Below are 20,917 nucleotides of genomic sequence, written 5' to 3' on the forward strand. Positions count from 1 at the left end.
ATAGCTTCAACTTTGTCACGATCGAAGCCCCCTCAGAATCAACATCAGGAATAAAACCCCACCGACACCACCTGCAGTTAAACCAATCGGCACTTCAAAGGGATAAAGTACAGAACGTCCGATAAGGTCACAGACCAGCAGTAAAGAAGCACCTGCCAAAGCCACAATAGGTAAAGTTTTTGCCAAGTTTTCGCCATACATCAAGGCAACCAGATTGGGAACCACCAATCCTACAAAAGGAATAGCGCCAACGGTAATCACCGTTGCTGCAACAGTGATTGCAACCAGCAACAAGCCAATTGCAGCCATCCTTGCATAGCCTAGCCCCAGACTTGAGGCCATTTCCTCGCCCATCCCCAGTACCGTAAAGCGATGAGCAAAAATATAGCTCAGTACCACGATGGGCAAAATGATATAAATCATTTCATAGTGGCCTTGAATGACTCTTGAAAAGTCCCCCATCAGCCAGCCTTGCATGCTCTGCAAAATATTATTGCGATAAGCATAGAACTCTGCCAATGCACTCAATATGCCGCCATACATCAAACCAATCACAGGCACTAAAACGGTATTCCTAAATTGGATACGGCGAATGATGGCGATATAAATCAGACTGGCAAGGAAACAAAAAAGCATCGCAAACAGCATTTTACTGAGTACACTTGCGGCTGGAATAAGGGTTAATGACACTAAAATTCCAAGCTTGGCGGCATCCAAACTCCCAGTTGTACCCGGTTCAACAAAACGATTTCGGACAATATGCTGTAAGATCACACCACACACTGACAAGCCCACACCCGTTAATACAATCGTGATCAAACGTGGAATCCGACTTGCACTAAGGGTGAGCCATGCATCACTCGATGCAGAAAATAAATCTGACCATGCGATTTGCTGAGCACCCAGCAGTAAGGATGCGATGCACAACATACCAAACAGCAACAATAAAACGACAGGCATTAGGCATGCTCTCCGACCTGTACATTTTTGCCTAGTCGCCATCCTTTAACCGCCTGCCCCTGCGCTAAATAACGGGCATAATGTCCATGCAACAAGCGTAATTGTGCGGGTGTTCCCTGCTCAATCACTCGGCCTTTTTCCAATACCGCGATGTGATCTGCAGCAGCAATTGTCGAGAGTTGATGTGCGATCACCAATATTGTTTTTTGACCCCGTAAGCGATTCAGCAATTCACAAATAATCGCCTGATTTTCTGCATCTAAAGCAGCAGTTGCTTCATCCACCAAAAGAATAGGTGCGTCTTTAATCAATGCGCGTGCAATGGTAATCCGTTGTCGTTCACCGCCTGATAGTCGTACACCACCCTCTCCCACCATGCTTTCAAGACCATCAGGAAGGCGCGCCAGCATTTCTGTGATGCCCGCTTGCTGGACTGCCTGCATCACCTGTTCATCGGTTGCATTGGCTTTACCCATACGAATATTCTGAGCAATCGAGCCCGAAAACAAATAGTTGTCTTGGAAGATTTGACTGATCTGTGTAGTCAGTTGTTCATAACGTAATTGCTTGACATCCACCCCACCTAACAGCACTTGCCCGTGATTGACATCAAAAAAACGAGCAACGAGCTTGGCTAAAGTGGTTTTTCCAGAACCAGAAGCACCTATCAGCGCCATCATACTGCCTGAAGGGATATATAAATCCACACCCTTTAAGACATCAGGCTCATCCTCTGCATAACGGAATTGAACATTTTTAAATTCAATCGATGCATCATTGGGGCTTTTAGAAATCTCAACTTGTGCTAATGCTTTGGCGTTAAAAATCTGTTGTATGGCTTCAAGTTGACTGCCTGCACTACGCAATACTTCGCTATAGCTTGCAACCTCAAGCAAGGTGTCAATAAATCGACAAACGAGGAGCAGTGAAACGGTAATGTTAACAATGTCTGCCAATAAGAGCTGATTTGCGCTGTGGATGTTTAGCCAAAACACCGTAACAATCAAAAATACCGCAAACACAATTTGAATGGCCCAGCTATTCAATACCGCAGATAAGGACGACATTAAAATAAGCTTTAAACCGAAATGTCGTTGCTGGTCTACAGCTTGATGAATAAATCGGGTGCTACGACCTTCACCATTAAAAGCACGTAAAACGGATTGAGCTTGCGCGAACTCCACCATACGTTGGCTTGTTTCAGCAAAACTCTGTTGGTATCGCTCATCTGTAAAACGGGCAATTTTACTGGTCAATCTAAATATCAGCACAATCAGCGGAAGCGCAACCAATGCAATCAAGCCGAACACACCATGTATACATAACAATGCGATGACAATGACCAAAGGCGTGATCACACTGCTAATCACAGGGGTAAAAACGTGCGCTGGTAATTGCGCAACCGACATCATGCCTTGAGTGACAAGATGATTGAATTGAGTGGTATTTTGTTGGGTAAACCAACCGACTGGTAGACTTGCGGCATGATGCCCCAAACGCAGACGGGCATTTTCTAAAACAGCAATACCAACCGCAATTCCCATTTGCTCCACTACGCGGCGAAGACACCAACACAGGATGATTGCAAAAAATAATAAGATCAGCCAAAGCGCCATTTGATCAAGATTAGCAAGCATCAATTGAGACAAAATCAACGCCAACATGATCAAGCTCAGGCCACAAAACACAGCATATACAACTGCCATCGCCAGATAACGGTGAAGAATAGTGACATCATCACCCAGCAATTGAGAAAAGGTTTTTAGCATGATGCTTCTCCCATTTGCGTGTGAACATGCTTTTCGGTATAGGACCATAATTGGTGATATAAACCTTGCTGAGCGAACAACGCTTCATGGGTCCCCTGTTCAACAATTTGTCCTTGATCAAGGACAAGAATTTGATCAGCATTCATAATGGTATCTAAACGATGTGCAATAACTAAAAGGGTTCGACCTTGAGCAAATTTTGAAAGTGCATCCTGAATTGCAATTTCATTTTCAATATCAGCGGCAGCTGTGGCCTCGTCCAGCACCAATATCGGGGGGTCCAGTAAAATTGCTCTGGCAATACTGATCCTTTGTCGTTCCCCTCCTGACAACTGGGCATCTTTCCCCACAATAGATTGATAGCCCTGCGGCAACGCCATAATTCGATCATGAATATTTGCCGCCTTTGCTGCGTGTTCTATTTCTTGTTGGCTAGCATTTAGACGTCCGAGTGCAATATTGTCACGTACACTGGCATGAATGAGACGGGTATCCTGCAAAACAAATCCGATCTGTTGATAAAGTGTGGTGGTTTGAATATCACGTAGATCTACGCCACCAAGGATGATCTTTCCTGCAACAGGATCAAAAAAGCGTAGCAACAGCTGAGCAATGGTTGACTTCCCTGCACCCGATGGACCGACAATTGCAGTGATGGTTCCAGACTTAAGTGAAAAATTCAGATCCGATAGCACTTGATGCTGCGCTGTATAGCCATAGCTGACTTGATGAAAATCAATACTGCTGTCTTTAATCTGTAATTGTGGATTCCCTTTAGCCATTGGCAATACTGGTGTATCCAATAATGCCAAAATTCGCTGCGCGGCAGCCTGACTGGCCTGTAGATCATGTAATAAGGTATGCAACAATAAAACAGGGGCACAGATGGTTGGTGTAATCAACATAAAAGGCAGTAAATTTATGGGTTTAAGCCAACCCAAAGAAATCAATAGTGTTCCACTCAGCAGTACAACACCTAATATGGTGATCGGTGAAATCATCGCATGGGCATGCGCCATAGATTTGACTAAGGGACGAGTAAATATTCGAAAAGCATCTGCAAAGGAATGAACGGCCTGCTGATAGCCCTGTGAAGCCTGACCAGTTTTGCCAAAGGTTTTGACGACGGGTATCGCATGAATAAATTCAACAGCGGCACTATTGATCTGACCCAGCTGAGTGGCAAATTGCTGAATATTATTTTCACTAGCACGCATGGCCTTACGTAAAAATATGACAAAGCCTAAAAATGGCAACAATGCTAAAATTGCCATGCGCCAATCCATCATCAATAGAAAAATTACAGCAACACTAATTGTGCCGAATGCACGTCCAACAGCGGGATAAAAATGTGCAGTTAAACTATGCAACAGACCAATGTCATCCTGCATGATTTGTTTAACTTCTCCCGAACTTCTGCCTGTAAACCAACCCAGAGGAACTTGAGTCAGATGCTGGGTTATATTGCTTTGCAATTGCCCAGTAATTTCATGATCAGCCAAATGCGCGATTAACTCACTGACAGTCAACAAAAACATGCCGAGCAACAAACACCCGATACTGAGTAACATCATCCATAGGATTTTATCATCACCCTGTTGTGCTCCACCAAGTGTAGTTACTTCGGTAAATATAGTACTGATCACCCATGTAATCGCAATCAAAGGCACCAAGGTGAGCATTGAACCAACCGCTGCTGTGACCGAAGCCAGAATTAACTTGAGCCGAATTGGATGCAATATAAAATTCAATGGATTTGAATACTGAGTCTGAACTTCTTTTACATGACTTGCACACATAACAGTAAAAATCCTGTGTCTGATCGTTCATATCCATCTGCTTTTGGTCAGTTGATTCTGACTAAAACTCCGCTAGATATGCCATCAAACAATAATGAGAATTAATATCAATAGATTTAGTTGCATTGTAGTAAACTAATTAAGCAAAGTAAACGATTTGACCCTCATCCATTCACATGGCAACATTAAAAAATTAATTTTTACGGAATAAATATGTCTTCTCTGAGCAAACCGTCTTCTCGCGGTCGCCCACGTACCATCACCCATGAACGCATCATGAATGCTGGGATTGAGATCGGTTTATTGAACCTTACATTTGTTGGCGTTGCAGCTGCACTTGGGGTCAGTCATATGGCGTTATACAAACATATTGCCAGTTTAGAAGATCTTAAATATTTGATTGCAGAAGAAATTTTTATTCGTTGGGAAATACCGCAGCCTTTAGAAAAAAATCCGATTCCATTAAAACAATACCTGTTTGAATTTATGCATTCAATTCGGGAACTGGTGAAGTCCAACCCTGGTTTTACCCCCTATTTAATTCGTCGCATGGCATCTACACCTTCAATGATTGCCAAAATTGAAAAACATCATCATCAAGTTGCGGCGGCTTATTCTCTTTCTGAAAAGCAGGCGGGCTGGTTAAATGCAACCATTGCATTTCACTGTATCGCGGTTGCAGATACGATTTATTCTGTAGCGGGTAAAGAACCGATTAAAGACACCCAACGTGCCGCTGAAGAAGCAGAAATGGAGGCGGAATTTATCCAGAGTATGGAAGCATTAATCATTGGGGCACTAACCATGATCAATGAAAGAGATGATTTAAAATAACCAGATATAAGACTTTATAGATTCAGGCTGTCTTTAACAGCTGATTCGCTAAGATCATTGTGCAATGGCTAAGCTACAAATTAAATTTTCCCTAAATTAAAAAAATCAGTCTTGAATGGACAAGACTGATTAGGGTCTGTAGACAATTCGTCTACGTTTGCGACTACGTGTGTTTTTTAGGCGATACTAGGCGCGAAATACGAAATTTAGTCATTCTAAATGATGAGAAACATCGTTTCGCAAGGTAACACGTAGCGGCAAAAAACACGCTAGTCCCGAAGGGTTGTGGCTAAAATTATCTCAGCCTTCGTTATGAAACTCGAAAATAGTCTCGCTATTCTCTTCGTTTCATGCCTTGCCTGCTCAATTTTAACCTACAACGCAAGCCATTTATGAAATGCCTACAGACCCTATTAAAAAGTATAAAGCATGATGAAAAGAACGTATTTATGCAGATAAATCCACACATAGATATTTCATTTCGAGATATTCATCAATACCAAATTTAGAACCTTCACGTCCCAGACCTGATTGTTTGATTCCACCAAATGGCGCAACTTCATTTGAAATAGCACCAGTATTAATACCAACCATGCCATATTCCAATGCTTCACCTACACGCCATTGACGTGCTGAACTCTGTGTAAACACATAAGTCGCCAGTCCAAACTCAGTATCATTTGCCATTGCCACAGCTTGTTCTTCATTGCTGAAACGGAATAATGCAGCCAAAGGACCAAAGGTTTCTTGCTTTGCAACGTGCATGTCTTGAGTCACCTCAGTTAACACCGTCGGCTCAAAGAAAGTTCCGCCTAAACTTGAACGTTTTCCGCCAATTTTAATCTGTGCCCCTTTGCTGATTGCATCTGCAATATGTGATTGCACTTTAGCAACAGCATCTTCATCAATTAAAGGGCCTTGAGTTGAGCCTTCTTGACGACCATCGCCAACTTGTAAGTTCGCCACAGCAGCCGTCAATTTTTCAGCCAATGCATCGTAAATACCATCTTGTACATAGATACGATTCGCGCAAACACAGGTCTGACCACTATTGCGGAATTTACTCAGCATAATGCCTTGTACGGCTTGTTCCAGATTGGCATCATCAAAAACCAGTACTGGTGCGTTGCCACCAAGCTCCAGTGATAATTTTTTGATTGTTGGCGCACACTGTTGCATTAAAATACGGCCCACTTGAGTTGAACCCGTAAAACTCAACTTTTTAACAGTATCACTTTCACACAGTGTTTTACCAACTTCAATTGCATCACCACTGATATGAAGCAATACATCTTGTGGCAAACCCGCTTGCACTGCCAAGACTTCTAAAGCATACGCCGTTAATGGCGTTTGCTCCGCAGGCTTAACCAGCATCGAACAACCCGCAGCAATGGCAGGCGCAGCTTTACGGGTAATCATCGCCGCAGGGAAATTCCATGGCGTAATCGCAGCTGTTACCCCAATCGCTTGCTTAATAACCAGCAAACGCTGATTTGGCTGTGTTGGGGTCAGTACCTCACCATCAATACGACGCGCCTGTTCGGCAAACCAGCGAATAAATGATGCCGCATAAGTAATTTCACCACGTGCTTCCAACAAAGGCTTACCTTGCTCTGCGGTCAAAATTTGTGCGAGTTGCTCCTGATTTTGCAAAATCAAGTTGTACCATGCCCACAACACATCCGCACGCTGCAAGGCTGTTTTTGCTTTCCACATTCTTTGTGCAGCTTGTGAACGGATAATTGCTTGTTCGACCGCCTGACGATCATATGCTTTCACCCATGCTAATGGCACATGAGTTGCAGCATCACTCACTTCGATGTAACCACCATTTAACGGTTGTTCAAAGTGAATATCTGCATGCTGTAATAAATATTTCAAATGATCTTGAAGCATTTCAATCTCCCATTTCTTATGATGCAACCAGTTATGCTGCAACCAGCGTTGCAAACCCTTGTTTTAAAATAGCGAGACCATCTTTGAATTGCGCTGTTGGAATTGTTAATGGGTATAAGAAACGAATGACATTACCATTGCGGCCACAAGTTAAAATCAGTAAGCCATTTTCCATTGCATGCGTCTGTATAGCTTTTGCTTGTTCAGCTGTTTCTAGTTCAATTGCAACCATTGAACCCAAAGCGCGAATATCGGTAACAATGCTGGTGGTGGCCTTAATTGTATTTAATACTGAAACCAACTCAGCACCCAATACATTGGCGCGATCACATAGATTTTCACTTTCAATAACATCAATAACTGCATGTGCTGCAGCAACCGCAATTGGACTGCCCGCATAAGTACCGCCTAACCCGCCAGGATTCGGTGCATCCATCACATCAGCACGACCAACTACACCTGAGATAGGGAAACCACCACCTAAGCTTTTTGCCATAGTGATGAGGTCAGCTTTAGTTTCATAGTAATTCATAGCAAATAATTTGCCTGTGCGTGCAAAACCAGACTGAACCTCATCTGCGATCAGCAAAATACCATGCAAGTCACATAGTGCACGTAAACGCGTTAAGAATTCCGCTGGGGCCACATTGAAGCCACCTTCCCCTTGCACAGGTTCAAGTACAATTGCAGCCACATCATGTGCAGCAATATCTTCAGCAAAAATATCTTCAATGCTTTGAATTGCGTCATCAATCGTAATGCCTTTCGACGCCACTGGATAACGCGCATGGAAAACGCCTCCAGGCATCACACCGAAATCACGTTTATAAGGTGCTGTTTTACCTGTCATTGCCATGGTCATAAATGAGCGACCATGGAATCCATTTCCAAAAGTTACAATACCGTGGCGACGTGTATATGAACGGGCAATTTTTACTGCATTTTCTACAGCTTCTGCGCCCGTAGAAAAGAATGAAGTTTTTGCAGGACCATCTATCGGGGCGCGTTGATTAATACGCTCGGCAAGAGATACATAGCTTTCGTAAGGTACAACTTGATATGCTGTATGGGTAAATTTTGTTAATTGTTCAGTAACAGCAGCAATAATTTTAGGATGACGATGACCTGTGTTGAGTACCGCAATTCCACCAGCAAAATCGATAAATTGATTGCCTTCAAGATCCCAAATTGTCGCATTTTCTGCTTTCTCCGCATACCATTGACACATGACACCAACTCCTCGAGGTGTTGCCTGCTGTTTACGCGTATTCAAAGCAGAATGTTTACTGTCCATTTTATATCCTCAATCTTGATTCATACATGATAAAATTTCAGCATCCATATCACCCAATTGATGATATGCAAATGACATGTTGATTTGTCTTATTGTGCGCTTTTATGGATATGAAACGAGAGCCACTTTAATTAAGTGCGAGAGAGCCAATGTATACAGTTGCTCTATTTTTTTAAAATTTAAAATTCAATAAATACTGATAAATCTTAGCCTTAAAATTAGCTGATAAAAAAATGGCACCTTTTAAAAGGGTGCCATTGCTTGAGTTATCCGAAAAAACTAAAAACTATAAATAAACAGTAAATTAAGGAGTTTGCTCTGCCCTGATGCATCGCCCTTTGCTAGAGAATTGGCATCACCACCAATAAATACATCATTTTTCCCCACGATATATTCTGCTGCTAACGAAAATTGCTTCATGCTCATATATGCACCGAGGATTTGTCGGGTTGATGTGGCAAAACCTGACTTATTTTTATCAAACACGGTATAGCTATAATAAGGGGTAATATCATAATCTCTATAAAAATCATTGATATGATAATCAATATTCGCTACATAGTAGTTGCTTTTGTTGGCAACAAAATATTTAGATTCAAATGAACCAACCGTTGTATAATCTGTAGCGTTTAATGACTTGGTATCACTACGATTCTGCCCAGCGGTCAAGGTTAAATTCGCCTTTTGGTAATTTAAGCGACCAAAAACATTCCATGCATGACGATGACCCGTTTGCCCATTACTATTATTTTCCAAATCCGAATACCAATACGATCCCCCTACATTGAATTGAACAGGATAATCATCGAAGTGAATTTTCTGATTAATCCGTGCAACCCACATATTTTTTTCTTCGATATTCTCTGTCGTTGTATCTTCAGGCTCAACATAATTGGCAGCATAACGCGCTGAATCTCCACCGCCCCCTGCAAAACTTCCGCCATCACGAGCAAAATAAGCCAAGTCCAAAACAGTATTGGTGCTGAGTTGCTGCTGCCAATTGATCCCTAAATTATGCACATCTTCTAAACCGGCATTGTCCAATAAACTCCCATACCAACTATTGGTCCAGAAACGACCTATACCAAAAGGCATATCCTGCAGTCCAAGCCTAATCCTGCTCGTATCACTTAACTTATAACCAAAATTGGCATTGACCAAAGTTGAGAAATCACACAAGGTATCATTTTGATAGCAGCGATATTCCACGCCACCAAACAAGGTCTTGGCATCATATTTTAAGTCGAGTTTCGCAGCATTAAACTTTAATTTATGGTCACTGTCCGAATAATCTTTATCTTGGTAATTCGCACGTACCCACCCTGACACCGTTAGTTTCCCCAATGCCGTATCAGCATTTCCCCAAGAAAGATCCTCAGCATAAATAGCCGTAGATACCGTCATTACGCTGAGCAGCGTAACAAGCAAAATCAATTTTACTGGAATATCAGGCCTTAGACTCCACTTGTGGCAGTTCAGCATAGCTTCCCTTTCGCTAAGTTCATCATCGCTAAGTGCATCAAAATATGCAGATGACTGAAGATCATTATTCCAAGCAATTGCCCCTTGTTGCGTATGTGTAAGATCGTTCACTATCCTGTTCATTATATGATCCTTTTTCTGTATGTAGACGCATTTCCTCGCGACTGCAAAAACTAAAACTGATGTAGTGTTGTTGATATTTACGATTCCATATATTTCAGCAGCGCGATCTAATCTAAAAATAAGCTTGTTTTTTTTGCTTGGGCTTTTAGTCAGATCTGTGTATATTTTTTTCTGCCATTTACTGGTTCGTGTTTTTAGCCAGAGATGAAGTAAAATTTTACAATCATGGTCTGACTAGATCATTTTGCACGTGTTGACATTGTGCCCACGAGAGCCATTTTCAATTTGTAGGAGAGAGCCAATTGCGTAGCTTGCTTGGAGATTATTTACTACAACGATTGCAGCAAGATATCGATGGAACCTTGCAGTTACGGCTATTTCGCTGCTTACGCAATGCCATAATTGATGGTGTGTTAGCACCTAAAACTCGTTTACCAGCATCGCGTGACTTGGCAAAAGAAATTAAAGTTTCTCGCAATACCGTGTTAAGCGCGTATGAACAATTACAAGCACAAGGTTATGTAAATGCCCGTACTGGGCAAGGGACTTGGGTCGCAGACGAATTACCTGAATCTTTTTTAGTCAAAGCAGAAAATCCCCATCAACCCATTCAAGAAAAAAAATCTCAGCAAAGTTACAGCTTATCTCAACGTGGTTCTTACTTAATCGGCTATTCTGCTGCATCACCCTACCAGTGGGGAGCATTTGTACCAGGCGAACCTGATGTAACGGAATTTCCGCATCATATTTTTAGCCGAATTCAGACCCGTTTAAGCCGTGAACCAGAAATTAATCAATTAATTTATAGCAATGCTGGTGGCAGTTTGGAGCTACGTCAGGAACTCGCAGAATACCTCAAAATTGCACGTTCAGTTCAATGCGATGCAGACCAAATCATCATTACTGAAGGTACCCACCAAGCTATTGATTTAGTTTCGCGAACCTTGACTGATATCGGTGATGAAGTTTGGATCGAAGACCCGGCTTATTGGGGAGCCCGCAATATTCTACGCATTAATGGGGTTAATTTACGTTCACTGCCAGTTGACCAAGATGGGATTATTCCAGACCTTCATCCTCAATGCCCACCTAAGCTGATCTTTGTTACGCCTTCTCACCAGTATCCATTGGGTTCACATCTAAGTCTTGAACGCAGAAAACAATTGATCGCGCTTGCACGTCAACATCAATGCTGGATTGTCGAAGATGATTATGACAGTGAGTTCAGATTTTCAGGACAACCCTACCCCTCTTTACAAGGCTTAGAACCAGATTCACCCGTCATCTACATGGGAACATTCAGTAAAACCATTTATCCAGCGCTACGTATTGGTTATTTGGTCGTGCCCAAAAAATTGTTTTCACCATTACGCATTGTCTCAGCAGAACTCTATCGAGGTGGACATCTAATCGATCAAAAAGTATTGGCTGAGTTTATTCGTGAGGGGCATTATGGCGCACATATTCGACGTATGCGTTTACTTTATAGCAAACGCCATGCATTTTTAATTGATTTAATTTACCGTCATTTGGGACAAGATTTCCTACACGAATACAATACAGCAGCAGGTTTACACCTAATTTTAAAATTACCAAGTCACAGTGATGATGTTTTGATTGCCTCGAACGCGCTTGATCAAGGGGTAAAAGTCAGAGCACTGTCACAATACTATACAAAACAATATTCTACTCAACAGAAAGGTCTATTACTCGGTTTCGCCTGTGTTAATGAACAAGCCATTTTTGTCGCTTTCGGTATTTTACTGAAATGCTTACGTGACGCTGGTATTCCAACACTCAATCATTAAAAAATCAGAGATCCTTTAAAATTTAATTTTGAAGTTTAACTTCATTTTTACCCGCTTTAAACCCTCAACACAACCATAAAATATTGCTCATTTTATTGAGCAACTTCATTTTTCTGTACATTTTTTTTCCTTGCCCTTTTCACATTTTTAAAATAATTGGCTCCTTTGAATAGATAAAAAGTGGCTCTCGTCACCTGATAACAAAAAAGCCAAATTAATCGAATACATAAAAAGTATGTAAACAGTTTAGTCGCCAAAGGGTAATCCTTCCCCCTGTTTACAAAATATACGATTGAGCAAAGTTAACCTCATCTTCATTCAGTGCTTAATCATTTAGCTGCATTTCAAAGGATAGATCATTAAAAAATAGCATAGCGCTCAACTGCAATTATATGCTTGATATTAAGGGAAATAATATGACTGCAAATCAATCTGCTTCCAAGCTAGATTCGTCACAAGGCTTAAAAAATGGACTTAAATCCCGCCATCTCACTATGATTTCGATTGCTGGTGTTATTGGCGGTGCATTATTTGTTGGCTCGGGAAATGTAATCTACGATGCAGGACCAGCTGCAATCCTTGCCTACACTTTCGGCGGATTATTGGTTCTACTGATCATGCGTATGCTGGGTGAAATGGCTGTACTGAATCCTGACAGTGGTTCATTTTCAACTTATGCAGACCGTGCCATTGGTCGTTGGGCTGGATTTTCGATTGGCTGGCTGTATTGGTCCTTTTGGACTTTACTGATGGGATGGGAAGCCTTTGTTGCAGGCAAAATTCTCAATAACTGGTTTCCATTTATTCCCATTTGGGGCTATATGCTCCTTGTTATTGTAAGTTTAGTTTGGATTAATTTACGCGATGTAAAAAACTATGGCGAATTTGAGTTTTGGTTTGCCCTAATCAAAGTCATTGCCATTATTCTATTCTTGGTGATCGGAAGTTTAGCCATCTTGCATATATGGCCTTGGGGTGATGCCGCTATGGTCGGTGGTGTTACATATTTAACAGCTGAAGGGTTTATGCCGAATGGCTTTTCTTCAGTCATTACTGCCTTGCTCGGTGTAATGTTTGCCTACATGGGCGCAGAAATTGTGACTGTTGCAGCCGCTGAAACCAAAAATCCAGCCAAAGAAATCCGCAAAGCATCCAATTCAATCGTATGGCGGATCATTTTATTTTATGTCGGCTCAATGTTGATTACTGTTTGCTTAATTCCACATAACAACCCTTTATTAAAAGATCCAACTTGGGGGACATACAGTGTAACCCTAACAGCACTGGGTATTCCTGAAGCACGTCATATTGTCAATTTTGTGGTGTTAACATCAGTATGTAGTTGCTTTAACTCGGCGCTTTACACCTGCTCTCGCATGGTATATTCACTTTCTAAACGAGGAGATGCACCGAAGAGCTTTGCATTGACCAATCGTAATAACAGCCCATGGATTGGCGTCATTTTTTCGAGTCTGTTTTCATTCGTTGCCGTTTATTTTACCGCGACTGAAAGTATGAATATTTATGATGTACTCATGCTGACAACAGGTACAGTATCCCTCTATGTATATCTCGCAATTGCGTTTTCACAATTAAAGTTACGTAAAAAACTCGAAGCCGAAGGTGAACATATTCCATTTAAAATGTGGTTATTTCCTTGGCTGACCTATCTGGTGATTGTCTTTATTATTGGTGCATTAATTACAATGGTTATTGAAGGAACTTATTTTAAAGAAGTTGCATATACCAGTGTACTGGCCTTACTTATCGTAGGTCTTGGGATTTGTGCACAAAAGTTTAATTGGGGTGCTCATCAAGCATCGGAGAATAAGGCTTCACAAAGCAAGGTTAAGCTCAGTGACAATAACTCTTAATACATCAGCAGAAATCAGCTTAAATCGATCTGTGAACAACATTCATATTTGTTCACAGATCATTTTCATTGTTTGCTTACTGACTCAATATTGGCATTGAATAAAGGCGCATTCGATCTACTAAGGATGCACAATAATCTTGACCGCAGATTCGTTGTTATGAATCAAGGTTTCAAAGCCTTGTGAAACCAAATCATCTAAAGCAATTCTTTGGGTAATAAAAGGTTCTAAATTAATTTTACCTTGCTCAACCAAGCGAATGGTTTCTTGATGGTCATTGACATAGGCAATCGTGCCGCGAATATCCAGCTCTTTCATCACCACACTATGCACATTAATTGTTGCAGGATGACTCCAGATTGAAACGATCACCACCACTCCCGTCGGTTTCATGGCTGCCACCAGTGTATCCATGACCTTATTGACACTACTGCATTCAAAAGCCACATCCACTCCACGGTCTTGGGTGATTTTCATTACTTCAGCCACAACATCCACTTGAGACGGATCTAGCACATAGTCGGCAACACCTGCTTCTAAGGCTTTTTCTTTACGTTTTGCACTGAGCTCGGTAATGATGACAGTTAAGCCTTTGGCCTTTAAAATTGCAGACAATAACAATCCAATCGGGCCCGCCCCACCAACCAGGGCAATATCACCTGACTGTGCTCCACTTCTTACAAATGCATGATGTCCGACAGATAAAGGTTCAATCAATGCGGCTTGATCCAAGGGAATTTGGTCAGAAATGGGATGTACCCAACGGCGTTGTACCGCAATTTTTTCAGATAGCCCACCACCGCGACCACCTAGACCAATAAAATTCATATTTTTTGACAAGTGATAATTGTCATGTGGTCCAGTCGGAACATCATCTGCAATGATATAAGGCTCAACCACAACATGTTGCCCCACCTGAATATCATCCACGCCATCCCCGACAGCGTACACCACACCTGAAAACTCATGCCCCATGGTCACAGGTGCAGCTTCACCTGAAATCGGGTGCGGATGACCACACGGAGGAATAAAAATTGGACCATCGATAAATTCATGTAAATCTGTGCCACAAATACCACACCATGCGACTTGGATTCCAACGGTTCCTGGTTGTACCAGTGGTTCTGGAATATCCTCAATACGGATATCCCCTTTATCATAAAAACGAGCTGCTTTCATTGATGCATTCCTCATTCAAGTATTAACGATAAACCATTCCGCCATCGGTCAAAATTGACTGCCCAGTAATATAGTCAGCATCCTCACTGGCTAGAAAAGCAACCAATGCGGCAACATCATTTGGGGTTTCGGCACGTCCTAAAGCAATTCCATCCACATATTTCTGATAAGTTTCCCCAACGGGTGCACCAGTGATATCAGCAAAACGTTGATCTATCTCTACCCACATATCTGTACCGACTACACCGGGACAGTAACTATTTACCGTGATACCAGCACTGGCATATTCTTTTGCTGCGGTTTGAGTTAAGGCACGAACGGCAAATTTAGTGGCTGAATAGACACCAAGCAAGGCAAAACCTTCATGCCCAGCAATCGAACATGCATTGATGATTTTGCCAGCATGTTGGCGCTGTTTAAATTTATCGGCAGCGGCCTGAATCCCCCACAGCACACCGCCTACATTGATATTCATAATCCGATTAAATTCATCTGGACTCACCTCCGCCAAGGCTTGAACTTGGGCAATCCCTGCATTATTAATAATGATATCAAAGCCATTTAATGTCGATTCTGCATGATCAATCGCACTGCTGATTTGTACAGGATCAGCAACATCTGCAATAAATGTGGTGGCTTTTACCCCAAATGCTTGAATCTCTTGCTGAACAGCAATTAACTTTTCTTGGTGAAGATCAACCAAGGCAATATGCACGCCCTCTTGTGCCAAGCGTAAAGCAATACCGCGTCCTATGCCCTGTGCGGCGCCAGTAATTAATGCGACTTTATTGTTTAGACCTCTAGGCATGTTGCGACTCCTTAAATATGGATTGCACGTTGCATTGCCGATAAAACCGACTCATGCATCGCCTCAGATAACGTAGGATGTGGGAAAATCACCTGTGCTAGGCTTTCATCAGTGGCTTCTAAATATTTAGCGATGGCAAAGCCCTGAATATGTTCAGTGACCTCATGCCCCACCATGTGTGCTCCCAACAATTCCCCTGTTTCTTGATTAAAAATGGTTTTTACAAATCCTGTGGTCTCGCCCAAAGCCAAAGCTTTACCATTGGCTTGTAAAGGGAACTTACCCACATTGATTGTAAAACCTGCTGCTTTGGCTTTTTGCTCGCTTAGCCCAATACTTGCCACCTGCGGATGGGTAAAAATACACCCTGGAATTTGGCTACGATCTAAAGCATGTACATGTGCCAGCCCTGCAATTTTCTCCACGCATAAAATTGCTTCATGACTGGCTTTATGTGCCAAGCATGGTGCACCTGCGACATCACCAATGGCATACACTCCAACCACATTGGTCTTACACCATGGATCAACTTTGATAAAACTATGCTCAAACTCAATACCCAATCTTTCTAAACCCAGATTTTGAGTATTGGGTTGCACACCGATTGCGGAAAGGACTTTTTCAACAGTGATGATTTGTACACCTGTTGCGGTTTCAACATGACAATGCACCTGGTCCTTGACGATTTCGATGTTTTGTACAGCCGCTTCAGTTAAAACCGTCATGCCATGCTGTTCAAATTGCTTTTGCACATATTTGGCAACTTCAAGGTCTTCACTGGGTAGGATCTGTTTGGCAATATCAACCAAGGTGACTTGGCAGCCTAAGTCCTGATATAAACTGGCAAACTCACTGCCAATGGCCCCTGAACCAATCACCAGAAGTGATTTCGGCAATTGTTCTGGGACTAAAGCCTCTTTATAACTCCAGACATGCTGTCCATCGACAGGAACATGCGCTAAATTGGCGGCTCTGGCACCCGTTGCCACGATAATATGCGGTGCAGAAATCTGTTGTTTTTGACCCTTTGTATCAGTCAGTTCTAAGCGTTCTTTCTCGATAAATTGAGCGCTTGCATTAAAAACAGTAACTTGATTCTTTTTTAGTAATTGCCCAATCCCTTGTACCAACTGTTCTGACACCTGACGGCTATGACGTACCAGTTGTTGGATATCAAAATCAATCGCACCCAAAGAAAAACCAAACTGTTGTGAATGTTTAAATTGCTGTGCAAGTGCCGCGCCACTCAATAAAGCTTTGGTTGGAATACAGCCCCAATTTAGGCAAATGCCACCCAAATGCTGTTCTTCAACAATGGCTGTTTTTAAGCCCAGTTGGGCTGCACGAATCGCAGCCACATAGCCCCCTGGACCAGCGCCTATCACAATAAGATCAAATTGTGTGTCTGACATGCTCATGCTCCTACACCAAAATCAATGCAGGATTTTCAACAAACTGCTTAAATGCTGCCAAGAACTGTGCGCCTAACGCACCATCAATCACCCGATGATCACACGACAAAGTCGCGGTCACCATCTGTCGAATCACGATGCTCTCATTTTCAACAATTGCCCGTTTTTCTGCTGCACCTAAAGCTAAAATCGCACCTTGAGGTGGGTTAATAATCGCGTCAAACTGTTGAACACCGAGCATACCTAAATTCGAAATACTGAAACTGCCGCCCTGAAATTCATCAGGGGCCAATTTGCCGGTTTTGGCACGTGTTGCAAGATCACGCATATCATTGGAAATTTGTGCCAAAGACTTGGTATTGGCAGCTTTAATGATTGGAGTGATAAGGCCATTCTCAATCGCTACGGCAACAGAGATATCTGCCTGATCAAACTGCAAAATCTGCTGATTCTCTTCATCAAACTGAACATTGACCTGTGGCACTTTGATCAATGCAGCTGCTGCCGCTTTAATCAGCATGTCATTGATTGACAATTTCACTTGCGGCACAGTGGCATTAATCTGCTGACGTAACCCCTGAATAGCATCCACATTTAAATTTACGGTTAAACGGAAGTGTGGTGCATTGCGTTTTGCTGTCTGTAAGCGTGAAGCAATGGCTTTACGCATACCATTCATCGCAACGGTGGTCACCTTGGCAGTTTCAGTCAACGTTACATCAGCGCTATTTGAGGCAGGTGCAGGGTTTTCACGCTGATAAACTGCTTCAACATCTTCCTTACAAATACGTCCTCTGGAGCCTGAGGCACGGCAGTCATGTAAATTTATGCCCCATTGTTTGGCTAAACGACGTGCAACTGGTGTTGCCAACACTTGGCTATCATCTGCTTTAGATTTCGCCACTTTACCACTCGGTTGCTGTCGAATATCGGGCCATGATCCACCCGCAGCTTGAACTGCGGTTTGAATGTCTTGCACACTGATACGACCTCCACGCCCTGAGCCTGAAACCAGCGCCAAATTCACTTGATGCTTTTCAGCCAATTTCAAGGCATGCGGTGTTGCAAAAACATCCTCAACAGGTTGGTAACCTTGTAATGCCGCAGGAATTACATAGCCATTTTGGGCAACAGCTTTTGATACCTGCTCAGTACGATTCTGTTTAGGCACAGCTTGCGTCTTGGTTTCAGGCTGAGTCGCTGTCAGCTTTTCACCAACCTCTTCAACAGCTTTGCTTTCATTGACAATAGGTGCACCAGCCAAAGATTGAGCAAAGGCATCAATTTCAGCATCAGAAACTTGCGCATCTGCACAAATTGCAATGATCCCGCCAACCACTAAAGTATCGCCATTATTGGCAATGATTTTACGCAAGGTACTATCAAACGGTGCTTCAAGGACATTGACGATTTTTGTGGTTTCAATTTCACAAATTTCTTGTCCTTTACTAAACTGCTCGCCTGCTTGAATCAACCATTGGGCAATGGTGCCCTCTTCCATCGACAAACCCCATTTTGGGATTTCTAAAGTTTTAATTTCGCTCATCCTAAGCCTCCAACGTTTTACGTACAGCCTGTTCGATACGTTCTACACTTGGTAGCCATTGTTTTTCTAATACGGGTGAAAATGGTACAGGTGAATGCGGTGGTGTCACCAGTTCAATGGGTGCTTTGAGATAATGAAAGCCTTTTTGTGCAATCAATGCAGCCACATCATGCCCAAAACCACAACGGGCAGCAGACTCATCAACAATCACCACACGCCCTGTTGACGCGACAGATTCTAAAATACCTTCTTCATCCAATGGAGAAATCGTTCTTGGATCGACAACTTCGACGGAAATCCCCTCATTGGCAAGCTTATCCGCGACTTCATTGGCACGATGCACCATTAAACTTAGTGCAATAATCGTGACATCGGTTCCTTCACGGGTGTAGTTTGCTACACCAAAAGGGATGGTATATGGTTCATCTGGAACTTCACCTTTGATGTCATAAAGCAATTTATGTTCACAAAAAACCACGGGATCATCATCACGGATGGCTTGAATCAATAAGCCTTTTACATCATACGCACTGGATGGCACCACGACTTTTAAACCGGGTACAGCAGCAAACACGTTATACGGGGATTGTGAATGTTGTGCGGCAGCAGAAAAGCCTGCGCCGATCATGCCTCGAACCACCAAAGGCGCTTTGGCTTTTCCACCAAACATATAACGAAATTTGGCCGCTTGGTTATACAACATGTCATGACATACGCCATAGAAGTCCATAAACATTAGGTCAGCCACAGGTCGTAAACCTGTTGCAGCAGCCCCTGCCGCCATTCCAATAATTGCAGATTCAGTAATTGGGGTATCGATCACACGCTCAGAGCCAAACTCTGTCCATAGCCCTTTGGTGACACCAAGTACGCCGCCAAAGCCTTCGAGTTTATTGTCATCTGTATTTTTACCGCCATGCCCGCCACGGACATCTTCACCGACAACAATCACGCTTGGGTCACGGCGCATTTCTGATTCAATCGCTTCTTTAATCGCGTTTCTATAACTTTTATTTGGCATTGCTTTACTATTCCTTTAGTAAGAGACATAAACGTCGGTAAGAAGTTGAGAAAGTTCTGGATAATTGGCAGCACGTGCTTTTGCGACAGCAGCATCGACATTGGCTTTTGATTCAACATCAATTGCATCCAGTGTGGCGTCAGCAATCTTGCCTTTGACTTTTTCACGGAAAATTTTCAACGGATCTTTATGCTCTTTGACATAATCGAGCTCTTCTTTTGAACGAATCAGTCCTGGATCACCTTCAAAGTGTCCATAAAAACGATTGGTAATGGTTTCAATCACACTTGGGCCTTCACCACGACGTGCACGTTCAATGGCTTTTTGGGCGACCTCATACACAGCAAAGAAATCTGTCCCATCTACTTTTTCAGCAGGCATACCAAAAGCCGCAGCACGACCAGCAATGTCTTTGCTTCCGACTGCATAATCATGTGCAGTACCTTCACCAAAACCATTATTTTCAAAAACAAAAATCACTGGGAGTTTTAAAACCACAGCCATATTCATGGCTTCAAAGGTCAAACCTTGGTTAGAACCACCATCCCCAGTAAATGACAGACCAATTCCACCCGTCTTTAAGGTTTTTGCGGTTAACGCAGCACCAATTGCCAAAGGCGGCCCACCACCAACAATACCGTTGGCTCCCAACATACCTTTGTCTAGATCAGCAATGTGCATTGAACCGCCTTTGCCGCGGCACAAACCATCGTCTTTACCAAAAATTTCCAACATCATGCCGTGAATATCACATCCTTTGGCAATGCAGTGACCGTGACCACGATGGGTTGAGGTAATAAAATCCTTGTCGGTCAAATTTTCACAAATTCCAACGGCTACCGCTTCTTCACCACTGTAAAGATGGATAAATCCGGGAATATCACCTGTATTATTTTCATCGTGAAGTCGATCCTCAAACTCACGAATATCTCGCATCCGTCTGTATGCTGCTAGCAATTGCTCTTCCGTTAATTGCATATATTTATTCCTTCATGTTCACAGTTAAAAGTAAAAATCATATATTTAAAAACAAACACTGGCATTTAAAACTCGTATATTTATATAAAATTATTTCATTTAAAATTAATATTAGACTAAAAAAATATTTATTT

15 protein-coding genes are annotated in these 20,917 nt (G+C 42.4%); 3 read left to right on the top strand and 12 right to left on the bottom strand.

What is annotated here, in order from left to right; translation table 11 throughout:
- Positions 1–15: 15 nt before the first annotated feature.
- Genes AC07WY_RS07995 through AC07WY_RS08005 form a run of 3 tightly spaced genes read right to left on the bottom strand, consistent with a single transcriptional unit; the run spans position 16 to position 4,528 of the window.
- Positions 16–960, bottom strand: a complete 945-nt coding sequence (locus AC07WY_RS07995) for an ABC transporter permease (RefSeq protein ID WP_004717542.1) — start codon at positions 958–960, stop codon at positions 16–18.
- The gene (locus tag AC07WY_RS08000; protein ID WP_494736102.1) at positions 960–2,729 is read right to left on the bottom strand and encodes an ABC transporter ATP-binding protein; all 1,770 of its coding nucleotides are present in this window, start codon (positions 2,727–2,729) and stop codon (positions 960–962) included. Before AC07WY_RS08000 ends, AC07WY_RS07995 begins: the two co-directional genes overlap by 1 nt.
- Positions 2,723–4,528 (bottom strand): ABC transporter ATP-binding protein, encoded by a 1,806-nt coding sequence (locus AC07WY_RS08005; protein WP_494736103.1) that lies wholly within the window; start codon positions 4,526–4,528, stop codon positions 2,723–2,725. The genes AC07WY_RS08000 and AC07WY_RS08005 overlap by 7 nt, the downstream gene beginning before the upstream one ends.
- Positions 4,529–4,741: 213 nt before the next feature.
- On the opposite strand from AC07WY_RS08005, the gene AC07WY_RS08010 reads away from it, so the two are divergent.
- On the top strand, positions 4,742–5,362 hold the full coding sequence (locus AC07WY_RS08010; protein WP_209827401.1) for a TetR/AcrR family transcriptional regulator: 621 nt from the start codon (positions 4,742–4,744) through the stop codon (positions 5,360–5,362).
- A gap of 447 nt (positions 5,363–5,809) precedes the next feature.
- Here AC07WY_RS08010 and AC07WY_RS08015 read toward each other — a convergent pair whose 3' ends face one another.
- From AC07WY_RS08015 to AC07WY_RS08025, 3 genes are all read right to left on the bottom strand, one after another.
- On the bottom strand, positions 5,810–7,258 hold the full coding sequence (locus tag AC07WY_RS08015; protein ID WP_239045124.1) for an NAD-dependent succinate-semialdehyde dehydrogenase: 1,449 nt from the start codon (positions 7,256–7,258) through the stop codon (positions 5,810–5,812).
- 31 nt (positions 7,259–7,289) lie between these two features.
- Entirely contained in the window at positions 7,290–8,552 is a 1,263-nt protein-coding gene (gene gabT / locus AC07WY_RS08020) for a 4-aminobutyrate--2-oxoglutarate transaminase (RefSeq protein ID WP_239045123.1), read from the bottom strand.
- 279 nt (positions 8,553–8,831) lie between these two features.
- Entirely contained in the window at positions 8,832–10,157 is a 1,326-nt protein-coding gene (locus AC07WY_RS08025) for a hypothetical protein (RefSeq protein WP_494736104.1), read from the bottom strand.
- Positions 10,158–10,459: 302 nt separating this feature from the next.
- On the opposite strand from AC07WY_RS08025, the gene pdxR reads away from it, so the two are divergent.
- Both pdxR and AC07WY_RS08035 read left to right on the top strand, forming a co-directional pair.
- Complete coding sequence (gene pdxR, locus AC07WY_RS08030) at positions 10,460–11,965, top strand: MocR-like pyridoxine biosynthesis transcription factor PdxR (protein WP_419335226.1); 1,506 nt, start codon at positions 10,460–10,462, stop codon at positions 11,963–11,965.
- 416 nt (positions 11,966–12,381) lie between these two features.
- Positions 12,382–13,839: an amino acid permease gene (locus AC07WY_RS08035; RefSeq protein ID WP_494736105.1), complete on the top strand. Its 1,458-nt coding sequence runs from the start codon at positions 12,382–12,384 to the stop codon at positions 13,837–13,839.
- A gap of 120 nt (positions 13,840–13,959) precedes the next feature.
- On the opposite strand, the gene AC07WY_RS08040 is transcribed toward AC07WY_RS08035, so the two are convergent.
- The 6 genes from AC07WY_RS08040 to AC07WY_RS08065 are packed head-to-tail and all read right to left on the bottom strand — an operon-like array spanning position 13,960 to position 20,783.
- Positions 13,960–15,018, bottom strand: coding sequence for a 2,3-butanediol dehydrogenase (locus tag AC07WY_RS08040; protein ID WP_494736106.1), 1,059 nt, complete (start codon positions 15,016–15,018; stop codon positions 13,960–13,962).
- Positions 15,019–15,040: 22 nt separating this feature from the next.
- Positions 15,041–15,826 (bottom strand): acetoin reductase, encoded by a 786-nt coding sequence (locus AC07WY_RS08045; protein WP_494736107.1) that lies wholly within the window; start codon positions 15,824–15,826, stop codon positions 15,041–15,043.
- Positions 15,827–15,837: 11 nt separating this feature from the next.
- Positions 15,838–17,238: a dihydrolipoyl dehydrogenase gene (lpdA, locus tag AC07WY_RS08050; RefSeq protein WP_262086681.1), complete on the bottom strand. Its 1,401-nt coding sequence runs from the start codon at positions 17,236–17,238 to the stop codon at positions 15,838–15,840.
- Between the two features lie 10 nt (positions 17,239–17,248).
- A complete protein-coding gene (locus AC07WY_RS08055) occupies positions 17,249–18,784 on the bottom strand; it encodes a dihydrolipoamide acetyltransferase family protein (RefSeq protein ID WP_262086682.1) in 1,536 nt (511 codons plus the stop codon).
- A 1-nt stretch (position 18,785) separates the two neighbouring features.
- Positions 18,786–19,805 carry an alpha-ketoacid dehydrogenase subunit beta gene (locus AC07WY_RS08060; RefSeq protein WP_419335217.1) on the bottom strand — a complete coding sequence of 340 codons (1,020 nt, stop codon included), beginning with the start codon at positions 19,803–19,805 and terminating at the stop codon, positions 18,786–18,788.
- Between the two features lie 15 nt (positions 19,806–19,820).
- Positions 19,821–20,783, bottom strand: a complete 963-nt coding sequence (locus AC07WY_RS08065; protein WP_494736108.1) for a thiamine pyrophosphate-dependent dehydrogenase E1 component subunit alpha — start codon at positions 20,781–20,783, stop codon at positions 19,821–19,823.
- Positions 20,784–20,917: the final 134 nt, after the last annotated feature.

It is taken from the genome of Acinetobacter sp. GW821-FHT01C12 (genome assembly GCF_059422625.1).